Source organism: Exiguobacterium acetylicum (genome assembly GCF_019890935.1).
GTDB classification, from domain to species: Bacteria; Bacillota; Bacilli; order Exiguobacteriales; family Exiguobacteriaceae; genus Exiguobacterium_A; species Exiguobacterium_A abrahamii.
This window is the reverse complement of sequence record NZ_CP082333.1, coordinates 1,741,288-1,760,716: the sequence shown is the minus strand read 5'-3', so window position 1 is coordinate 1,760,716 and position 19,429 is coordinate 1,741,288. Positions and strand designations below refer to the sequence as shown.

Genomic DNA, 19,429 nt, shown 5'->3' with positions numbered 1-19,429 from the left:
GATGCAATTTCCAAAAAACTTTTTATGGGGTGGCGCTATTGCTGCTAATCAAGCAGAAGGTGCCTATTTATCCGATGGAAAGGGATTATCTTCCGTTGATTTAATTCCTAATGGGTCGACTCGAAGAGCCGTCATGAAAGGAGACTTATCTCATTATGAGCCGCTCCCAGAACTAACTTATCCATCCCATGATGCGATTGATTTTTATCATCGCTACAAGGAAGATATTGCGTTATTCGCTGAAATGGGATTTAAAGCACTTCGTCTATCGATTTCATGGGCGCGTATCTTTCCAAATGGTGATGAAGAACAACCAAACGAACAAGGATTGAAGTTTTACGATGATGTGTTCGATGAATTATTGAAATATGGAATTGAACCGGTTGTTACGATGGCGCATTTTGATGTCCCCGTTCATTTAGTAGAGCATTACGGAAGTTGGCGCAATCGAAAGATGGTTACATTCTTTGAACAATATGTGAAGACGATCGTATCCCGTTATCATTCAAAAGTTCGTTATTGGATGACTTTTAATGAAATAAATATGTTGTTCCATCTTCCTTATATGGGAGCTGGATTAGTATTCGCTGAAGGAGAGAATCGGCAACAAATTCAGTATCAAGCAGCACATCATCAATTGGTAGCGAGTGCGCGTGCCGTGGAAATTGCTCATACGATTAAACCGGATCTTCAGGTTGGGTGTATGTTGGCAGCAGCCATGACATATCCTTATACCTGTAACCCAGATGACGTCGAAAAAGCGATGGAACGTGATCGTGAGAATTTCTTCTTCATTGATGTACAAGCTCGCGGTGCCTATCCTGGTTATGCATTAAGACAATTGAAAGATGCTGGAATTGAAATTCAGATGGAACCAGGTGATATTGAACTATTACGCAACCACACAGTGGACTTTATTGGTTTTAGTTATTATTCGAGTCGCTGTATCAGTACTGATCCAGAAATATTGGATAAGATGACAGCGGGGAATGTGTTCCCGACTGTTAAAAATCCATATTTGAATCAATCGGAATGGGGATGGACGATTGATCCGAAAGGACTCCGTTTAACGGCGAATCAGTTATATGACCGTTATCAACTCCCGTTATTCATCGTCGAAAATGGCTTAGGGGCATTTGATAAATTGGATGGTGAAGGAAACATTCAAGATGACTATCGAATTGCTTATTTAACAGATCACATACGCGCAATGTACGAATCGATACAAGACGGTGTAGAACTTATCGGTTACACGAGTTGGGGCTGTATTGACCTCGTTAGTGCTTCTTCCGGAGAATATGCAAAACGGTATGGCTATATTTATGTAGATTGTCATGATGATGGCAGTGGAACGAATCGAAGACAAAAAAAGGCGTCATTTGATTGGTATAAAAAAGTAATTGCATCAAATGGTGCCTTTATAGAAAATCAAAAACATATTAAAATCAAATAAAGGTATAGCTAACGATTTTGATCTAGAAATGTTTAGATTACAAATCGTTAGCTTTTTAATTATTATTAGATTCTTTCATAAAAAATCATCAATGAAGGTATTTTCAATATTCAACCATGAATCGCAAACGTATCCCGTAATTCGATGATTGTTCCTTCGGGTGCTTTTAATTTGCTAAGATGACCATCGACGACGAAGTAGATGTTTCCGCCGTGTTTCGGTAGGAAAGGCATCCCAAGTCGTTCCAAGCGTGCTACTTCTTCTTGCAAGTCGTCAACGTAAAGTGCGAAATGGACGGGACCCGCTGCTTGTTTCGTATAATCGGTGAACGGCTGACCCGATTTGGGTGTTTGCAATTCGATATAGAAATCACCGAGTCGTAACCAGCTGTTAAAGGCGCGGTCGTGAAAACCAGGTGACTCTTGAACGAGGGAGAACCCAAGCTGTTCATAAAATTGTTTAGACGCAGCGTAGTCCGTCGTCTGAATACAGATGTGATGAATTTGTTTCATACTAAAACCTTCCTTCGTGTTCAATGAAATCATGCAAAACTAGTGTAGCATTTCACGGATCGGTTGGAACGAACGAAATGGAGAATAGGATGCAACAAACGATGAATTTGATTTGTGAACGTTTTTTATTAGGGCAAATGATTAGCGAACCTGTACGATTGACAGGCGGACTCTTGCATGAGACATGGCGACTACATACGACGACTGGATCTTACGTTTTAAAACGATTGAATCCCGACATCATGCGACGCCCTGAAGCACGAAATAATTTTAAAATGTCTGAAGAGGTCGCCATGCAAGCGTCATTTCACTTAGCAGCATTACCAGCACGTCGCATCAAAGACCAAGCGGTACAAACGATTGACGGCTCGGATTACCTTTTATTTGATTGGATCGATGGCAAGACGTTATCAACCGATCAACTTCGACCGGCACATGCACGACAAATCGGAGTTCAATTAGGACGGTTGCACGGTCTTTCTATAGCGACGACTGGCTTTGTAAAGCCGGATACCTCAAGTACTTCAATCGATTGGGACGGTCATGTAGAAGAAGGAAAACGGCAGCGAGCAAAGTGGCTGCAACTATTCATGGAAAAGCAGGAACAGCTGCAACGAATAGAAAGACTAGCACAGGAAGCACAGAAGCAACTGCCAATAGACTGGATCGTCAGTCATCGTGATCTCGATCCAAAGAACGTCCTCTGGACACCAATGGGTCCAGTCTTGATTGACTGGGAGTCTGCGGGTCTGATCCATCGAGCGGTCGACGTGTTCGAGACAGCCTGTTATTGGTCGAAGCAGGAAAACGATACGTTTGACCGCGTTCGATTTAACGCATTTCTTGATGGTTACGCGACAAACCAACGTTTGCCTGATGTCGACTGGACGCACGTCATCGATAGCAGTGTTCAAGGAAAGCTCGACTGGCTGAATTTTAATCTCAATCGCTCACTTGGGAAAAGTGGAATCCCTGAGGCGGAACGAGTACTTGGAACGAAGCAAGTCCTTTTAACGATAGAAGAATTACGAGCGCACGACCGGAATCGCTGGATCAGGTGGATATCCGTAAGATAAGCATAAAAATAGGCACCGAATCACTCGAATTCGATGCCTATTTCGTTATTAAAACGATTTGACCAACTGTTCAATCGTCTCTTGCGGCGTTCGTAATGGAATATATCCGAGTCGTTTGATTCGTTCGTTCGAGAAAGTAGCGCATTCCGCCGGACGATTCGGTGTTTGGTACGGCTTGTCACTTGCTGTGATCAACTTCATCCGGAAATCCGTCTCAGGTAGATTCGCATCGATCGCATTAAAGATGTCCCCATTATGCGCATTTTTTGCGGCGATGACGATCATTTCGACTAAATTATCCGTATGGACCCACGGAACGACATCATCCGGATGCACCCAGGTAATCACATCCGCCTCCTTCATCCGCTCGACTTGACGATCCCCCCAGTAGGACTGCTCCTCGGCACAAATTGATCCTGGACGTAAGATGATTAAATCGGAATCGGGTGTATTTTCCTGTAACAGGCGTTCGGATTCCTGTTTTGTATGAATGTAGACGTGTTCGGACGGTAGGAGTGGTGACGGTTCCATAAAATGTCCACTCACGACTTCGCCGTACACGGAAGTCGTCGAGATGTGAACGATGCGCTTGACACGAGCTTTTGTCGCAGCATCCGCGAGATGTTGTACACCTGTGACATTTGCTTCCTGTGCTAAATCGGGATCGTCTCCGAGATAGGCAGCACAGTGAATCAACAGATCGACGCCTTGAAGTGCTGTAAGAAGCGAATCCGGATCACCGAGCTCACCGATGACTGCGTGGACATCTTTGAAAGCGTATTGATCCGCTTGTTCCTTAGAGCGATACAAACCGCGCACTTCACGCGCTTCTTCTAGAAAACGTCGCGCAACACGAGAGCCAAGCGTCCCGGTCATTCCTGTAATTAAAATCGTACTCTCTTTCAGGTTCATAAGTGCTTACCCCTTTGACTCTGTCTTTTCAGCAAAACATTGCTCACAAATGAAACGTCCTTCGCTTTTTAGGTATGCTTTGACTTCCGTCATCCCGCGATGTTTCGGATAGCGCATCTGGATGTAGACTTTTTCGTTTCCTTCAATCGTTTTGCCGCAATGCATACATGTCGGTTCTTTGCCGAACATCCTAACGCCCCCTATAAATTAATATCTTCTATCTTATCGTAAAGGAAAAACCAGGGAGTTGGAAGAATAAAGTAAAAAAGGAATCTAAAGGAGGGTGTCTATGATCTTCATTGCTATCTTTCTCGCCGTTGGTGGAGTCGTCTGGTTCATTTCAGCGCGGAGTCAATCGAAACATCGCTCGCTCGACGATCAGGAGTACACACTGAACCAACATGATGTCCATCAGCAACAAAATCATCGTGATTTTTGAAAGCATCTAAAGGAGCACCCAGTCGATTGACTGGATGCTCCTTTTTAACGATAAATGAATCAAATTAATGGAATAAACTGTATACTAGAATAAGATGAAAGGAGATGTGAACAATTTTGAAAGAATCTCAATTTCATACATATGATGTCTTGTACGATCAGAACATGGAGAGTCGGATTCATTCGATTCTCCAAATGGAAGAGACATTGCTCAAACAAAAAAATGCGTATCTCCAGGACGTCACAGACCCCGGTACCATTTCTGAATACGAACAAGGGCGTCAGCAGCTATCGGATAAGCTCGATACGTTGAGACGTTCCGTAAAAATGGATATCGTCTCGCGTGATGACGTCACACTTCGAACGAGAGCACGTTTTGAACAATCACTCAGAGCAACAAGTGTGACAGAAGAGGAAGCTAGTCTTATTCAAGACTATCTCCGAATTGAGGCGACGATGCTGACAAAGTCGGGAGAGCCGGTTTCGGATCTCTATGCTGTTTTATTTGACGCGGATGAATCCACTCGAAAACAAGCGCTCTTATCGATTGAGGAAGCGTTCCGCATGAAGGAATCCGTCATTCAACCGTTGTTTTCACGACTCGTTGAGTTACGACAAGCGCGTGCCACTGCAAGTGGTAAGATCGGATTCGAGGAACTAGCTTTTGTAGAACTCGGACGCGTTGATTATACGAGTCAAGATGTCGATCATTACGCCACCATCATTCAATCCGACTTTCTACCGGTCAAACGGCGATTTCAGCGCGAACAACAAACGTTTCTCGGCAAACAGGCGCTCCATCCGTGGGATGTCCGGCAATCGGCCTATACACAGATTGATCATCACGTGAGCGGTTCTGATACTTCATTCTTAGATCAGACTCAAGCCATCCTCGAGAGCGTTCACCCCTATTTTGCTGACGTATTAAAAGACATGCGACTGATGAATCATCTCGATATCGGTGCCCGGTCGAACAAAGCGGGCGGAGGGTTTTGTGAGTATTTACCGGTCGAACAACAATCGTTCTTATTCATGAATCGCATCGATACCTTCGATGATCTCGTCATCTTTATGCATGAGATCGGCCATGCCGTCCATCATGATGCGATGAAAGAAACGTACGACGGACTACAACCAATTCCGCTTGAAGTAGGGGAGTTCGCTGCCATGTCGCTCGAGTTGTTGACGATGAACGAATGGCATCAGGTGATTTCGGATAAAAAAGACGTTGCCCGGGCAAAACTGGAACAGATTCGTTCCATTGTCGAGTTCTTACCCGAGACGATCATCGTCGATCGTTTTCAATCATGGCTCTATGCTTACCCGGGTCATGATCCAAAAGAACGACATGCCTATTATGCTGATCTCCGAGAGTCATACGATACGGACGTCATCGATTGGTCGGAAACACCCGATTGGAAAGGTCACGCATGGATGAGTGTCATCCATCTCTTTGAGACACCTTTTTATTACATCGAGTACGCGATTGCTCAAATCGCCGCTCTCCAGGTTTATCACCGTTTCACGAAAGACCCTGACCAAACGCTGAAAGATTTCATCGCAGCCTTGGCGCTTAGTCAAACCCATTCGATCCAAGACGTCTATGCGAGAGCTGGCGTATCCTTCTTACCAAGTGATGCGGAACTGAAGGAGTTGATGGCGTTCCTAGAAGGTCAAATTGAAGTTTGGACAAATGAGTTAGAAAAGGCATATTAAAAACAACACGTTTTAATCAGAAACAGCAGATGTACAAAACGATAGGAGGACGAACATGAATATCCGCAAAAACATCGTCTATGCGACATTATTTAATGAAACCGGCGATCAATTATTGATGGTCGAGAATCGTGGCGATCATGGTGACTACTATACATTGCCCGGTGGGACAGTCGAGCGCGACGAAACGCTACATACGGCAATCACGCGTGAAGTTCTGGAAGAGACAGGATTTACAATCATACCAGGTGACATCGTCCATCTGGCAGAAGCATTCTTCCCGCAAGCGGGGGAACATTGTCTCTTTTTCTTCTTCGCGGGAAAAATCACCTCCGGTCAATTAAAGACGAATGTTCCAGAAGAAATTTCCGGACTCGTCTGGATGGACCGTGAAGAAGCGTTCAAACACCTCAATTTACCGGAAGCATCAAAAGAATCGCTCTTTGCTGGTCGAACGGTACCGTATGACTTTGCTGGAGAAATCATCCACGTTTAAGGAAGTGTCGCTTGACGTACTAACGTGACGGATTTTCGGGTACAACACTACAGGAGCATTACCCGAAACTTGTAGAAAGTCAGGTGAACACACGGTATGTCGATTCTTACGTTTCACGAAGTCAGCTATCAACACATCTTACACGAAATAACAGGTGAGTTCCGCGAAGGTGTCATTACAACGCTCGTCGGACCAAGTGGTGCCGGGAAATCGACGACATTGAAACACATCAATGGACTAATTTCTCCCGATCGCGGCGAAATTCGTTTTCGAGGCGAACGACTAGAGCAGATGAATCTGCTCGACGTCCGCAAACGGATCGGGATGGCGTTCCAAAGCGCGCCGATGATTCCGGGTACTGTCTACGATAATATCAATTTGCCGAAATCGATCTTCGGTGAATCGTTACCGCGCGAAGAAGCGGAACGTTTGCTACAACAAGTTGACCTATCCGTCGAACTTGAGCGACCGGTCAAAGATTTGTCCGGTGGCGAACGAAGCCGACTCGGAATCGCGCGGACACTCGTCAATCGACCGGACGTCCTGCTGCTTGACGAAATCACGGCAAGTCTCGATTACCGGATGGTACAGGAGATTGAGAAGTTAATTCTTGATTTACAGCAGGAGTTACAGACGACAATTATTTGGATTACGCATGACTTAGAGCAAGCCAAGCGGGTCAGCGACGACGTCTGGTTTTTAAAAGACGGTCGATTGATTGAGTCTGGTGCATTCAAGGAACTCGTTTCAAGTGGTCAAGCAGAGACACAAGCTTTCTTGAAGGGGGAATCGGTATGAGTTACCTCCAACTGGCAACTTCACTCATCTTCATTTTGATCCCCCTCGTTTTAGCGCGGACGTTACGGCTTGGTCTAGAGAAGGACATCCTCATCGCAACCGTTCGATCAATCGTTCAACTCTTGATCATCGGTTATATTCTGACGTTCGTCTTTGAAAGCGGCAGTCCAATTTTTATGTTACTGATGATTCTGTTGATGATCGGTGCAGCGACACTGAACGTCATCCGTAAAGGGGACGGGATTCCCGGGATCCAGTGGATCATCTTGTTCACACTGATTGCGGTCGAAGCATTGACGATGGGCATTTTGCTCGGGTTACAAATCATTCCGTTCGAAGCCCAGCAAGTCATTCCGATCAGCGGGATGGTCATCGGAAACTGTATGATCTTGTCCTTATTGTTTCTCAATAAGTTCAAGGACGAGGTCGAACGAAGCGACGAGGTCATCGAACTGATTCTTTCACTTGGTGGAGATGCGAAGACAGCGATTGATACGAGCTTAAAAGGCGCGATCCGGACAAGTATGATTCCAACGATCGAAGCGCAAAAAACGATGGGGCTCGTCCAACTGCCAGGGATGATGAGTGGGTTGATCATCGGTGGCGCCGATCCAATGGAAGCGGTCCTTTATCAACTATTGATTCTATTCCTGATTTTGACGACGGCGGCGATGGCATCGGTCCTCGTTGGTTTTCTATCCTACCGTCGACTGTTCAATGAAAAAGCACAATTCATCGGTTTGACCTATAAGAAAAAAGACACGTAAGGAGCACGTTATGCAGACTTATCCGATTACTGAAGCCGACCTGCAACTGGTCGAACGAGCAACTGAAACGATTCAAAGCCGTTACGCTGACGATAAACATCACGTCGCAGCTGCGTTGCGGACAAAAGATGGCGCAATAAAAACGGGGGTTCATGTCGAAGCCTATGTCGGACGGGTGACGGTGTGCGCGGAAGCCATCACGATCGGTTCCGCCATCACGGATGGATTGACGGATTTTGAGACGATCGTCGCCGTCCGACATCCCTATTCGGATGAGGCTGACCGAACGATCCGCGTCGTCAGTCCGTGCGGCATGTGTCGCGAATTGATTTCCGACTATGCACCGGACGCATTTGTCCTCTTAACGATCGACGATCAGTTGACGAAAGTCCGGATTGCAGATTTGATTCCATTAAAATATGTCCGACAATAACCAGTAACTCCTCGTCGTTTGAATGAGGAGTTTTTTTGCATTTACTTCTAAATCATCCTTATTATGGTTATGATAAAGACGGAATAACTAAGGAGGGATATGCGTGTCAGCTTTATTAGAAGTCGAACGGTTATCAAAAACCTACATACGTGGAACGGAGACAATCCATGCATTAAAACAAGTCAGCTTTACGTTAGAGGAAGGAGGATTCATCGCCATCATGGGCACGAGTGGCTCCGGGAAAAGTACACTGTTGAATATCCTGGGAGCGCTTGATGCGCCAACCGGCGGTACGTTGACCTTAAAGGAAAAACGGCAACGCGACATCTTCACTGAACCTGCTGCGACGTTATACCGACAACAGCACATCGGGTTCATCTTTCAATCGTTTCATCTGCTCGATGATTTGACGGTTCAGGAGAATGTCGCTTTACCATTGATGCTGAAGGGGATGGATGATAAAACGATCAATCAAGAGGTGGACACTTGGCTCAAACGAGTCGGACTGACGAAGTGGAACAATCATCGACCGCAAGAGCTGTCGGGTGGGCAACAACAACGTGTCGCAATCGCACGTGCCTTGATCAGTCGACCACCGATCATCTTAGCGGATGAGCCGACGGGAAACCTCGATTTCAAGACATCTGCTGAAATCATGCAGTTGCTTCAAGAACTCAATCGCGAACAATTAACGAGCATCCTGCTCGTGACCCATGATGCGACCGTAGCTGCTCATGCGAAACGGGTGCTGTATTTCCATGACGGACAGATCGTTGCCGATCAGCTGTCAACCGGAGACGTGGCGCCGATCTTAGAGACATACGAGCAGTTCGTGGGGGCTGTATGAAACGACAACATCTCTTTCGTCTTTCCCACCGACTGTACCGTAAAAGTCCGATGATTTTAGTGACCTCAATCGGAAGCGTCATGATTTCGATTGGTCTTGTCTTAACGATGGTCATTTTTTTACTACATAATCAAGCCGCTATCGAGACAGATCGTGTACAAAGATATGGTCAAGTCGATCTGACGGTCAAATATACACCTGAAGACGAGCGGACGGATCAGTCCGTGTTTGAGCAACTTAAAAAGGATCACGATGTCTTGGGCGCAGAGTCGATCTTACAGACGACAGCGCGCGTCGCTGGTCAAGCGATGGCCGACGTGGAGACGATAGGAGTTCATTCGGATGCCCTGACGAAAAGTCGGTATCATTTCACGAACGAATTGAAACAGGGAGAAGTGATCGTGTCAGATCGACTCGCGACGTCGCTTGATCGTAGTGTCGGGCAAACGCTTCGCGTCGGAGAAGCGACGTATCGAATCCGTGAGATTTTACCAAATTCAAAAACACTGGGAGTCTCGCACGATCAAGTCTTGCTTTCGTATGCTGATCTGAAGAAGTATCATCCGATCGAAACGAAAGCCGTCTTGCTCAATCTAAAAAAAGAGGCGGATCTCGTCCACTATGCCGATACACTCGTCAAAGCGAATCCGGAGCTCCGGATTGAACTTTCGGAAGGGCAAGCGCTCTCACCGGCGCTGAACGGCTACATCGGAATCTTGTCAGTATTGATCCTTGTCGTGTCCGGCTTCATCTTGATGGCGAATTTTGACTTGTATTTACGTAAATATGCCGTCCAATTTGCGATCATGCGGACGCTTGGGGCGACGACACGGCAACTGTTTCAGCTGTTCTTCGTTCAATCTGGATTGATTGTCTTAGCGGGCACGATGCTTACGATTCTAGGCAGTATTTTCTTCCCGTTACTCGGTCAACTCGTATGGCCGACAGAGGGTAAAATGATCGTCTCCCTCATGATCGAACAGGGAGCGTTCTTGATGCTCGTAACGTTCGGTAGTGCTTTGTTAATTCTGCTGTTGCTCGCGAGTACGGCTTACCGAAAACGGGATGTGTTACCACTCCACGTCTTGCGAGAAAATCTGAAAACGGCGTCGCGACCGACCCGGCGAAAACGTCTCGTCCTGTTCAGTAGTGGATTGACCGTCAGTTTGGTGTTATTCGCTGAAGTGATTGCCAGTACGGAAGGGTCACGGGCAATCGCCTGGCTCGGTGCGACTGTCGCCTTTTTACTGACGATGTATCTTGTGACGCCACTCCTCTTGAAGGGAGTGCTCCAGCGAGCGGAACCGATCGTTCGTCGGTTAGCGGGACCGACAAGTTTCGTCGCCTTCCGGGGCGTATTACCGCAACTTCGGAAAAATGCCTGGTTGATGCTGATCGTTCAAGTCTTGATGATCATCGTCGTCATCGGCTCGACGTTCCTTGAGACGGTACAACAAAATGAGCGGAAGTACATCATCAGCCAATATCCGACGGAGGTCGTCTTAAAGAGTCGTTTAGATGAAGGATCGCAAGGAAACCCGCTGCAATTGATTCGACAAATTGAAACGGAACTACCTGGCGCAAAAGCGACCTTCCTGTCGTCTCGAAATTCACTCGAATACCAGTCGCCTCAAGAAGATGTCTCGATTGAATACGAATTGACGGACTATCGTCGTCTTGACGTCTTAGCGGGAGAACAGACGAGTGACACAGAAGGAATCATCGTCTCACGGACCTTTGCTAAAAAACACAGTCTCGAAAAAGGCGATACGTTGCCGCTCGGGCGGTGGGACGGGGAACAAGAACGAAGCGTTTCGGTCGGTCAATTCCGAATCGTTGGAATCGAAAAGAAGATGGCACCAGACATCCTCGTGGATTGGCGGAACGAGCAGCTGCGGCAACCGAACGATCAGATATTGAATGTCTTTATCGACGTTCCGTCCGAATTATCGAAGGCGCAAATGACCACAACATTATCAGAGATCACAGAAAGTTATCCGACATTGCAAGTGAATCGACTATCTGACGCGCTTCGCGATGCAGAGCAACAAACGACGGAACGCTGGTTCGTCTTCTTGATTGCGCTCGTCGTCATGAGTGGATCCGTCTGGTTCGGACTTGCGAACGCCTTACTCAGTTTCGTGAGTGGAAAACGAGGCGAATACGCCTTGCTACGAACGATTGCGTTGACACAGAACAAGCTTCGTCAGCTGACACTCATTCAAATGCTCTTATTCATTGGGAGTGGCATCACCTTTGGACTGATCAGTGGTCTTGGTGCGACCTTCTTCATGACACGGATCGATGATACGGGATCATTTTACTTCAATGTACCGACGATTGCCGGAACCAGTGCCGGTTTGATAGTGCTTGTCATAGGCATCGCTTGGTTCGTCACCCGACGAAAGCAGGAAAACCTCGTTCACGAATTGAAACAGTAAGTAAGGGCAAGTGAACCGGGGGGATCGAAATGCGAAAAACGATCGGGGCGATTCTATTACTCGTAGTAATTAGCGGTGTCGGTTGGTGGATGATCGCAGGTGAACGGGATGCGACCTATGAGCAGATTGTTGAAGTGCAAGTCGTTCGACACGTGACGAAGCAGTTCGGACGTGATGATATCGCATCGGTCAAACCGTACTTCGTAGCGTCGGAATCATCGAAATCACGACGTCATCAGATTGCCGTTCAGCTGAAGTCGGCACCGACGGGAGAATACCGGATGTATCGTGTACTTCAAAATAAAGTCGAGTACATCGGTCGATCACGGACGGTTCGATCAGATTAAAAAGATACGTCACATCAGTTGGGGGATTTAAATGAAAACAAAAGCAGAACGCATCGCGTTCATTCAAGAAGAAAAGCGTCAACTCGTCAAACCACGTTTGTACAGCTCGTTGCTGTACGGCGTCAGTATTTTATTAGTCGTCGCCAATCGGGACGTGTACTGGCCATTGTTCTTTTTACTTGTAGCATTGGTCTGGATTGCGCGGATTCACTCGCAAGAAGTCGAACGTGATATGGCATTAACGGTAAAACCACAGATGAAAAAAATCATTCAATGGCAGTATGTGACTGATTTTTTGTTCGTGATCTTAATGGGATTATTTTTCCCACTGATCATCGTATTCGACTTGCCATTCTTCCTCAGTTTTGCCGTCTATGTCGTCCTTGCGATTGTTTTGCTCGTGTCCGATATGCTACTTGAACGAAACGGAAAACGTCTCGATGCCGAGCATCCGACGAAGAAGGAGTTAAGGACGTATCCGAAGTCGTGGAAAAAGATCTAATTCGTGGAGCCGGTCGATGAACCGGCTCCTTTTTGAGCATTCCGGTCGCTTCCGCGTGCGAGACTGCCGTATGATGGAAAGGCACATGAAGAAGGAGGTCCTCGTATGCTTGCGATCATCATTGGATTCATCATCGGTCTGCTCGTACCGGTTCAAACGAGTGTCAATACACGATTACGGGGTGTCGTCGGTTCACCGTTCCTCGCTTCGCTGATTTCCTTTTCGATCGGCTCACTCTTCTTACTGCTTCTCGTCTTGCTCGTCGATGGGGATTTTACAGGTCTCTCAGCTACCGCCGATGAACCGTTCTGGATTTGGGGTGGAGGGTTGCTCGGCGTCATCTATTTGACCGGAAACATCTTGCTGTTTCCGCGACTCGGTGGTGTCCAAACGGTCATCATGCCAATTTTCGGTCAAGTCATCATGGGACTGTTGATCGATCATTTTGGATTGTTTGAAGCGAACGTCACGACACTTTCGTTGACACGGGTCATCGGTGCAGTGCTAGTGTTACTCGGTGTCGTTGGGACGGTCGCCCTCGGTGATTATTTCGCACGCCGTCGTAAACAGCAGGTGGGATCAACAGAAAACTCGTTGTTTGTCTGGCGTCTGCTCGGAATTCTAACCGGAATGATGAGTGCTGCCCAGACGGCGATCAATGGTCATCTCGGAAGTGTTCTCGGGTCAGCCGTCAAAGGCGCCTTGATTTCATTTGTCATCGGTACGATTAGCTTGCTATTGCTGAATCTGATCCTCCGAACGAAGTGGCACATCGATCGGTCGCAATCCTTACCTGCCTGGATTTGGATCGGTGGATTGATCGGTGCGTTGTTCGTTGCCGGGAATGCCTTCATCGTTCCGCTCGTCGGTACAGGACTCGCTGTCGTCATCGTGACGATCGGTCTTCTGACTGGCAGCCTATTGATTGATCGTTTCGGTTGGTTCGGTGCAAAAAAACAACCAGTCACAGGGGTGCAAATCGTCAGCTTGCTCATCATGCTTGGTGGTATCGTATTGATTCGGCTGTAAATCAAAGACATCTGCAATCCGTCGGTTGCAGATGTCTATTTTTATGCTTTTAAATGGAAATATGAGGTAAAATGAAAGGATGATAAGGAGGAATAAGATGAGACGTATCATACAACATACATACGGAGAGGCTAACGTGCTTCAACAAGATGAATGTTTGGATCCAGTACTTAACCCTGGAGAGGTCTTGATTCGAGTTGCTTGGGCGGGTGTGAATTTTGCTGATATTAAACAACGCCGAGGAGGAAAAGCAACGGGTACGTTTCCGTTCGTACTTGGTTTAGACGTAACCGGCATTGTAATAGCTTCTAACCCAAATTCGGCATTTCAAATAGGCGATCGTGTCATGGCATTTGCAAAAACCGGATCATATGCCGAAATCGTTCGAGCGGACGAGCGACTCGTATATCGAGTCCCACTATCGATCTCGTTGCGCGAAGCAACCTTATTTACTACGGTAGGAATTCTGAGCGAGATGTTACTGACTGAAATTGGTCAAGTGAAGCCGACCGACACAATCATTATCCATAGTGCAGCAGGTGGAGTAGGAACTGCATTGATTCAGCTTGCGTTACATAGAGGTGTGAAGCAACTCATCGCAACAGTAGGAAATCTTGAGAAAATAAAATACGTACAATCGTTTGGTGTGGAACATGTATTCACATATGATGATTTTGCCGAAAACGTCCTTTTGTTGACGAATGGGAAGGGAGCAGATGTCATTTTTGATTCTGTCGCAGGTCACGTAACGCGAAAAAGTCTTGATTGTCTCGCTAATTACGGGACACTCGTACAATTTGGTAACAGTAGCGGATCAGCAGGTGAGCTCTCGACGACTGATGTCCACGCCAGTTGCCGGACGATTCGTGGATTTAGCCTTGGAACGACGCGTCAATTGGATCCAAATCGGATTAAACGGGCTGCATCCCATATCCTGCTTCTACTCGAAAATAAGAAATTGAAGATGCCGATGATTCACGAGTTTCAACTATCAGAAGTGCAAGAGGCACATCAGTTGATGGAATCCCGACAGTATCAAGGGAAAATAGTTCTACGAATCGGAGGAGATGAGTGTGGATCATAAAGAAATTGAACAGCGATTACGAAACGATCATGAGTTACAAAAGATGCTAGCGTTGGTAGCGACACTCCACTTGCCTGATTGGTGGATCTGTGCCGGTGTCTTACGTTCGAAAATTTGGAACGTCGAACGACAGGCGACATCGGACATCGATATCGTCTATTTCGATCCTACTGATCTTTCGGAAGCCACGGAAAAACGTCATGAAGAACAGTTACGAAAATTATTGGATTTGCCGTGGTCTGTTAAAAATCAAACGCGAATGCATCTCGTCAATGGATTACCACCTTATCAGTCCGCAACGGATGCGATTTCACAGTTTCCTGAGACCGTCACAGCAATCGGCGTGACGAGACGACCAGATTTTGAACTTTACCTTCCATATGGAGCAGATGACTTTATGGATCGGATCATTCGACCGACGCCATCTTTTCAAGTCGGTACCGCGCGTCATTCGATTTTTCAGCGACGGGTGATCGAAAAAGGATGGCAAGACGACCCGGGTCTACAAATATGTACATGAAACAAGAAGGAGCGTATGTGATGAAACGAATCAGTTATAAAAAAACGATACCGCTTCTACTAGTAGGACTCCTCTGTATCAGCGGATGCGCACCGGAAAAGAACGAGGTGAAGGAAAAGATTCAAGTTGATGGTACGAGTTTGTTCGACAGTGGGTCCTACCCGACTGCTATAGAGACGGCCGAGCATCAGTTTAAGTATGACTTGAGTGACAAGTCCACCTATACGTTAAAGCAAGACGATTTCCAAGTGGACGCGCGATTCGATGACTATAATTTACTGCTAGCAAGCGTCATCGATGGACGATATGATTCGCTAATGATTTATGAAAAGAAGTCGAACTGGATGTTAAGCAGTTCGATGGATCTCATTCGGGATCAATCCACGAAAGGCGAGTCGATCGAAGGGAGTCTAGCGTGGGAAGGAAACAAGAAAAAAATGACGACGAAAATTGTCACGAATCGTCATTACACGGTGATTGAGACACGACTGAAAAGTGAGCAGATTCCGGCACAATTTGGAAAACGGATACGTACCGTTAACGGATTGAAGGTACACGTTCAAAAGCAAGGGAAACAGCTCAATCTTGCCTACCAAAACGGAACGGACGTGATGTGGATCGTCAGTGATCGACCGGAACAAGTCCTGCTCCGGCTCATAACGGCATCTCCTGACAGTCCGATTTCGGAACTATCCGATGACTTTTAGATCCGCCTCGGTGGGTCTTTTTTTATTTTCCGTAACCCTACGAGAAATTGTATATGGTTGAGGTCAAGAAGCGTTTATCGGTCATGCATAGGGGGAATCTTATTCATGCAATCATATGTTGAAAATAATGAAAGTGATCGATGATCAAAAAGGTGAGGTGAGATGTTAACCGTAACGCATTCATAGTAAAGGAAGTGAGAATTTCATGCGATTCAAAAGGGAACGCGTCAACGTCGTCGATCCGGCGCAAACGAAAAAGAGTGTCTATGCGACCGGAATCGGCAATGCGATGGAGTGGTTTGACTTTGGACTGTACTCCTACCTCGCCGTCATCATCAGTCAAAACTTCTTTAGTGGTGTGGAAAATGATGAACTGAAACTCGTCTTTACGTTCGCGACGTTTGCGATTGCCTTTTTGATGCGACCACTCGGAGGCGTAATTTTTGGGCGTATGGGTGACCGTCTGGGACGAAAAGTCGTTTTGACGACAACGATCGTCATGATGGCATTTTCGACCTTATTGATTGGATTGCTGCCGACGTATGATCAAATCGGTGTTTGGGCACCAATTCTTTTACTCTTGGCACGAGTCTTGCAAGGTTTTTCAACCGGTGGTGAATATGCTGGGGCGATGGTCTATATCGCCGAATCTTCACCCGATAAACACCGGAGTGCGTATGGCAGTGGTCTTGAAATCGGAACATTAGCCGGGTACATTCTGGCTTCCGTGCTAGCGACGATTTTGTTCGTCTCTTTGTCAGACGATCAAATGTCATCTTGGGGATGGCGGATTCCCTTCATCTTAGGCGCACCGCTCGGATTATTTGGTCTGTATCTCCGGCGTCACCTGGATGAGTCACCGATTTTCGAGAATGAGATCAATGAAAGTAAGCAGGAACAGGCGACGTTTCGAACGATCGTTCAAGAACACCGGAAAGATATCATCGTCTGCTTCATCGCCGTTGCCTTTTATAACATCACGAACTATATGTTGTTATCCTATATGCCGTCTTATCTGGACGAAATCATTGGTCTACCGAGTGCGACGAGTACGATGTTGATCACAGGTGTCATGATCGTCATGATTCCGCTCGCTTTCTCGTTTGGTCGCCTGAGCGATCGGCGCGGCAATCGCCGACTAGTCTTGCTAGGATTGACGGGATTATCCTTCACATCAATCCTGTCATTTTTCCTAATCGGTCAAGACTGGTTGCTATACGTCGGTCTCGGAATCTTCATCCTTGGTTTCTTCTTGTCAATCTTTGAGGGAACGATGCCAAGTTTGTTGCCAAGTATTTTTTATTCCGATGTGCGGTACCGGACGCTTTCCGTCACGTTTAACATTGCGGTGTCGATCTTCGGAGGGACGACCCCACTCGTCTCGACCTGGCTCGTGCATACGACGCAGGACCCTCTTGCGCCTGCGTACTACCTGACAGCCGTCAGCGTCATCGGCTTCATCACGTTCTTCTTTTTCTTTGAGAACACGGCAGGGAAGGCGCTAAAAGGATCACATCCGACCGTTGCTTCGGAACAGGAAGTCCATGAAATTGCAAAAAATCCAGAAGATGCCCTGTGGTGGAAAGAAGATAACAAAAACGAATAACGGCAAACCAAACAGTCCCTTACTCGATGGAGTGAGGGACTGTTGTACTTCATAATGCGACATTACGAACGTTCAGTAGCTTGAAAGGCATGCCGAAGAAAATCAGCAATCCGTTGCCACGCCTGAAGCGCCGCGTCGATGTCCCCGTGGTGTGTAAAGGCATGAGCTTGACCGGCGAATTCCTGGTGCTCAACAGCGACACCTGCCGCTTGAAGACGTTTCGCATACTGCCGCGCTTCCTGCGCCAGCGAGTCGAGCTCCGCCGTCAGGACGAGCGTCTGTGGTAATGCTTCGAGTTGAGCCGCATAAAGTGGTGAAGCGAGATGATGGTACGCGTCTTCCGGTCGTGCGATGTACATCGCATTGAACTGACGTGCCTGTTCAGCTGGTATCGCTTCTTCGAAGAACGGTTTGTCCGCGGGATCCGTCGCGAGATCGAGCGGAGGATAATCAAGGATTTGAGCGATGAGCGGAACCGGATACGTCTGCTCGGCGTTCCATAACGATATGGCAGTCGCAAGATTCCCACCGGCACTATGCCCTCCAATCGCAATGCGCGCCGCATCGAGATGTAGCGTCTCAGCATGTTGGAAAATCCATTGAACGACTTCATAGGCGACGTGGACCGGAACAGGAAACGGATGCTCCGGCGCTAACGGGTACTCGACATTGAGAACATGACAGTTGGCGGTCTCAGCGAGAAACAGATTCCATGGTTCATCCATCTCTGGCGTTCCGGTGATGAAACCGCCGCCATGGAAACTGATGAATCCAGGTAGCGGTTCTGCTGCATCAATCGGTGAGTGACACAACACTCGGACATCTCCGACTGAAGTCGGCACGTGTAGCGTAGTCGTGGTCGCTTGCGGTGGATGAGGAGGTGTGACTTGAGGTCGTTCCTCATCCGAGCGGATTTGTTTGGCAAGGTCAATCATCTCTTGGCGATTCATCGAATTCCTCCTTTAGGTCTATCTTCATCATACCGAACGGATTGGTGAATTGCTCTTCTGGATTCGTTTTCTCTAGTTGAAGGAAAAAGCAGCCAGAGTTTGATACACTTTTGAAAGAAACTAGAAATCGAAAGGATGGAACAGATGCCAACACTTTACATTACGCGTCATGGCGAGACGGAATGGAACTTAGAAAAACGAATGCAAGGCTGGGAAGACTCTCCCTTGACAGCAAAGGGCAGGCAAAATGCGCGGGACCTTGGTCACCGCTTACGTAAAGTTCATCTGGATCACCTCTACATCAGTCCGATTGGTCGCGTCCGAGAAACAGTTCGAATGTTGGATCTCGATCCAGCGATTCCGGTCACCATCGACGATCGATTGCGTGAAATGCACATGGGGACCTGGGAAGGGCGGACGGCGGCGGAAATTGAAGTCGCACACCCGCTTGCTCATGCTGCGTTTTGGCAAACGCCGCATACCTACATACCAGAGAGTGGAGAATCCTTTGACGCGGTCCGGGAGCGCATTCTATCATTTTTGGAACGACTGGCAGATCATGAAGAAGACGAAAACATCTTAATCGTCACCCACGGCATCTTCCTTAACATCTTGCTGACATATCTTCAACGAAAGCCGTTCGCGACATTATGGGATCCGCCGTTCATTCATGGAACGAGTTTGACGATCGTTGAATACAGGGATGGGGAAGCCGTGATTCGATTAGAAGCTGACATGTCGCATGTCATAGCAGACTAAAAAAACGGCGGACTTTTTCTCGGTCCGCCGTTCTCC

The 19,429-nt window shown here is 47.2% G+C and carries 22 protein-coding genes; 18 read left to right on the top strand and 4 right to left on the bottom strand.

What is annotated here, in order from left to right; translation table 11 throughout:
* The first annotated feature begins 1 nt into the window (after window position 1).
* Entirely contained in the window at window positions 2-1,453 is a 1,452-nt protein-coding gene (locus K7G97_RS09260) for a 6-phospho-beta-glucosidase (RefSeq protein ID WP_223040405.1), read from the top strand.
* Between the two features lie 110 nt (window positions 1,454-1,563).
* Here the strand turns inward: K7G97_RS09260 and K7G97_RS09255 are convergent, their stop codons facing one another.
* The gene (locus K7G97_RS09255; RefSeq protein WP_029341837.1) at window positions 1,564-1,965 is read right to left on the bottom strand and encodes a VOC family protein; all 402 of its coding nucleotides are present in this window, start codon (window positions 1,963-1,965) and stop codon (window positions 1,564-1,566) included.
* An 89-nt stretch (window positions 1,966-2,054) separates the two neighbouring features.
* Between K7G97_RS09255 and K7G97_RS09250 the strand changes: the two genes are divergently transcribed.
* A complete protein-coding gene (locus tag K7G97_RS09250) occupies window positions 2,055-3,041 on the top strand; it encodes a phosphotransferase (protein ID WP_223040404.1) in 987 nt (328 codons plus the stop codon).
* Between the two features lie 48 nt (window positions 3,042-3,089).
* On the opposite strand, the gene K7G97_RS09245 is transcribed toward K7G97_RS09250, so the two are convergent.
* Complete coding sequence (locus tag K7G97_RS09245) at window positions 3,090-3,953, bottom strand: NAD-dependent epimerase/dehydratase family protein (protein ID WP_223040403.1); 864 nt, start codon at window positions 3,951-3,953, stop codon at window positions 3,090-3,092.
* A 6-nt stretch (window positions 3,954-3,959) separates the two neighbouring features.
* Entirely contained in the window at window positions 3,960-4,142 is a 183-nt protein-coding gene (locus tag K7G97_RS09240) for a hypothetical protein (RefSeq protein WP_023468458.1), read from the bottom strand.
* 100 nt (window positions 4,143-4,242) lie between these two features.
* Here K7G97_RS09240 and K7G97_RS09235 point away from each other — a divergent pair, with 100 nt between their 5' ends.
* From K7G97_RS09235 to K7G97_RS09165, 15 genes are all read left to right on the top strand, one after another.
* Window positions 4,243-4,392 carry a hypothetical protein gene (locus K7G97_RS09235; protein ID WP_023468457.1) on the top strand — a complete coding sequence of 50 codons (150 nt, stop codon included), beginning with the start codon at window positions 4,243-4,245 and terminating at the stop codon, window positions 4,390-4,392.
* A gap of 116 nt (window positions 4,393-4,508) precedes the next feature.
* Complete coding sequence (locus tag K7G97_RS09230) at window positions 4,509-6,107, top strand: M3 family metallopeptidase (protein ID WP_223040402.1); 1,599 nt, start codon at window positions 4,509-4,511, stop codon at window positions 6,105-6,107.
* A gap of 55 nt (window positions 6,108-6,162) precedes the next feature.
* On the top strand, window positions 6,163-6,603 hold the full coding sequence (locus K7G97_RS09225) for an NUDIX domain-containing protein (RefSeq protein ID WP_223040401.1): 441 nt from the start codon (window positions 6,163-6,165) through the stop codon (window positions 6,601-6,603).
* Between the two features lie 96 nt (window positions 6,604-6,699).
* On the top strand, window positions 6,700-7,401 hold the full coding sequence (locus tag K7G97_RS09220; protein ID WP_223040400.1) for an ABC transporter ATP-binding protein: 702 nt from the start codon (window positions 6,700-6,702) through the stop codon (window positions 7,399-7,401).
* A complete protein-coding gene (locus K7G97_RS09215) occupies window positions 7,398-8,168 on the top strand; it encodes an ABC transporter permease (protein WP_053453490.1) in 771 nt (256 codons plus the stop codon). Before K7G97_RS09220 ends, K7G97_RS09215 begins: the two co-directional genes overlap by 4 nt.
* A 10-nt stretch (window positions 8,169-8,178) precedes the next feature.
* On the top strand, window positions 8,179-8,601 hold the full coding sequence (locus K7G97_RS09210) for a cytidine deaminase (RefSeq protein WP_223040399.1): 423 nt from the start codon (window positions 8,179-8,181) through the stop codon (window positions 8,599-8,601).
* 97 nt (window positions 8,602-8,698) lie between these two features.
* Window positions 8,699-9,448: an ABC transporter ATP-binding protein gene (locus K7G97_RS09205; protein ID WP_396133876.1), complete on the top strand. Its 750-nt coding sequence runs from the start codon at window positions 8,699-8,701 to the stop codon at window positions 9,446-9,448.
* Window positions 9,445-11,889 (top strand): ABC transporter permease, encoded by a 2,445-nt coding sequence (locus K7G97_RS09200; protein WP_223040397.1) that lies wholly within the window; start codon window positions 9,445-9,447, stop codon window positions 11,887-11,889. Before K7G97_RS09205 ends, K7G97_RS09200 begins: the two co-directional genes overlap by 4 nt.
* Before the next feature lie 29 nt (window positions 11,890-11,918).
* Entirely contained in the window at window positions 11,919-12,236 is a 318-nt protein-coding gene (locus K7G97_RS09195) for a hypothetical protein (protein WP_195864945.1), read from the top strand.
* A 31-nt stretch (window positions 12,237-12,267) separates the two neighbouring features.
* Window positions 12,268-12,738 carry a hypothetical protein gene (locus tag K7G97_RS09190; RefSeq protein ID WP_023468446.1) on the top strand — a complete coding sequence of 157 codons (471 nt, stop codon included), beginning with the start codon at window positions 12,268-12,270 and terminating at the stop codon, window positions 12,736-12,738.
* A 105-nt stretch (window positions 12,739-12,843) separates the two neighbouring features.
* Window positions 12,844-13,767, top strand: a complete 924-nt coding sequence (locus K7G97_RS09185) for a DMT family transporter (protein ID WP_223040396.1) — start codon at window positions 12,844-12,846, stop codon at window positions 13,765-13,767.
* Window positions 13,768-13,864: 97 nt separating this feature from the next.
* On the top strand, window positions 13,865-14,851 hold the full coding sequence (locus K7G97_RS09180; RefSeq protein WP_223040395.1) for a quinone oxidoreductase family protein: 987 nt from the start codon (window positions 13,865-13,867) through the stop codon (window positions 14,849-14,851).
* The gene (locus K7G97_RS09175; protein ID WP_262415729.1) at window positions 14,841-15,371 is read left to right on the top strand and encodes a nucleotidyltransferase family protein; all 531 of its coding nucleotides are present in this window, start codon (window positions 14,841-14,843) and stop codon (window positions 15,369-15,371) included. The genes K7G97_RS09180 and K7G97_RS09175 overlap by 11 nt, the downstream gene beginning before the upstream one ends.
* On the top strand, window positions 15,368-16,078 hold the full coding sequence (locus K7G97_RS09170; RefSeq protein WP_223040393.1) for a hypothetical protein: 711 nt from the start codon (window positions 15,368-15,370) through the stop codon (window positions 16,076-16,078). Before K7G97_RS09175 ends, K7G97_RS09170 begins: the two co-directional genes overlap by 4 nt.
* Window positions 16,079-16,283: 205 nt before the next feature.
* Window positions 16,284-17,684, top strand: coding sequence for an MFS transporter (locus tag K7G97_RS09165; protein WP_223040392.1), 1,401 nt, complete (start codon window positions 16,284-16,286; stop codon window positions 17,682-17,684).
* A 62-nt stretch (window positions 17,685-17,746) separates the two neighbouring features.
* Here the strand turns inward: K7G97_RS09165 and K7G97_RS09160 are convergent, their stop codons facing one another.
* A complete protein-coding gene (locus tag K7G97_RS09160) occupies window positions 17,747-18,634 on the bottom strand; it encodes an alpha/beta hydrolase (protein WP_223040391.1) in 888 nt (295 codons plus the stop codon).
* Between the two features lie 144 nt (window positions 18,635-18,778).
* On the opposite strand from K7G97_RS09160, the gene K7G97_RS09155 reads away from it, so the two are divergent.
* Complete coding sequence (locus K7G97_RS09155; RefSeq protein WP_223040390.1) at window positions 18,779-19,393, top strand: histidine phosphatase family protein; 615 nt, start codon at window positions 18,779-18,781, stop codon at window positions 19,391-19,393.
* Window positions 19,394-19,429: the final 36 nt, after the last annotated feature.

What these genes read in the sequence shown, in the direction of transcription:
- K7G97_RS09180 (WP_223040395.1), top strand. Translation starts at nt 13,865, where the DNA reads ATGAGACGTATCATACAACATACATACGGAGAGGCTAACGTGCTTCAA.
- K7G97_RS09165 (WP_223040392.1), top strand. Translation starts at nt 16,284, where the DNA reads ATGCGATTCAAAAGGGAACGCGTCAACGTCGTCGATCCGGCGCAAACG.
- K7G97_RS09170 (WP_223040393.1), top strand. Translation starts at nt 15,368, where the DNA reads ATGAAACAAGAAGGAGCGTATGTGATGAAACGAATCAGTTATAAAAAA.
- K7G97_RS09220 (WP_223040400.1), top strand. Translation starts at nt 6,700, where the DNA reads ATGTCGATTCTTACGTTTCACGAAGTCAGCTATCAACACATCTTACAC.
- K7G97_RS09235 (WP_023468457.1), top strand. Translation starts at nt 4,243, where the DNA reads ATGATCTTCATTGCTATCTTTCTCGCCGTTGGTGGAGTCGTCTGGTTC.
- K7G97_RS09225 (WP_223040401.1), top strand. Translation starts at nt 6,163, where the DNA reads ATGAATATCCGCAAAAACATCGTCTATGCGACATTATTTAATGAAACC.
- K7G97_RS09260 (WP_223040405.1), top strand. Translation starts at nt 2, where the DNA reads ATGCAATTTCCAAAAAACTTTTTATGGGGTGGCGCTATTGCTGCTAAT.
- K7G97_RS09215 (WP_053453490.1), top strand. Translation starts at nt 7,398, where the DNA reads ATGAGTTACCTCCAACTGGCAACTTCACTCATCTTCATTTTGATCCCC.
- K7G97_RS09190 (WP_023468446.1), top strand. Translation starts at nt 12,268, where the DNA reads ATGAAAACAAAAGCAGAACGCATCGCGTTCATTCAAGAAGAAAAGCGT.
- K7G97_RS09195 (WP_195864945.1), top strand. Translation starts at nt 11,919, where the DNA reads ATGCGAAAAACGATCGGGGCGATTCTATTACTCGTAGTAATTAGCGGT.
- K7G97_RS09240 (WP_023468458.1), bottom strand. Translation starts at nt 4,142, where the DNA reads ATGTTCGGCAAAGAACCGACATGTATGCATTGCGGCAAAACGATTGAA.
- K7G97_RS09255 (WP_029341837.1), bottom strand. Translation starts at nt 1,965, where the DNA reads ATGAAACAAATTCATCACATCTGTATTCAGACGACGGACTACGCTGCG.
- K7G97_RS09245 (WP_223040403.1), bottom strand. Translation starts at nt 3,953, where the DNA reads ATGAACCTGAAAGAGAGTACGATTTTAATTACAGGAATGACCGGGACG.
- K7G97_RS09160 (WP_223040391.1), bottom strand. Translation starts at nt 18,634, where the DNA reads ATGAATCGCCAAGAGATGATTGACCTTGCCAAACAAATCCGCTCGGAT.
- K7G97_RS09200 (WP_223040397.1), top strand. Translation starts at nt 9,445, where the DNA reads ATGAAACGACAACATCTCTTTCGTCTTTCCCACCGACTGTACCGTAAA.
- K7G97_RS09155 (WP_223040390.1), top strand. Translation starts at nt 18,779, where the DNA reads ATGCCAACACTTTACATTACGCGTCATGGCGAGACGGAATGGAACTTA.
- K7G97_RS09185 (WP_223040396.1), top strand. Translation starts at nt 12,844, where the DNA reads ATGCTTGCGATCATCATTGGATTCATCATCGGTCTGCTCGTACCGGTT.
- K7G97_RS09250 (WP_223040404.1), top strand. Translation starts at nt 2,055, where the DNA reads ATGCAACAAACGATGAATTTGATTTGTGAACGTTTTTTATTAGGGCAA.
- K7G97_RS09210 (WP_223040399.1), top strand. Translation starts at nt 8,179, where the DNA reads ATGCAGACTTATCCGATTACTGAAGCCGACCTGCAACTGGTCGAACGA.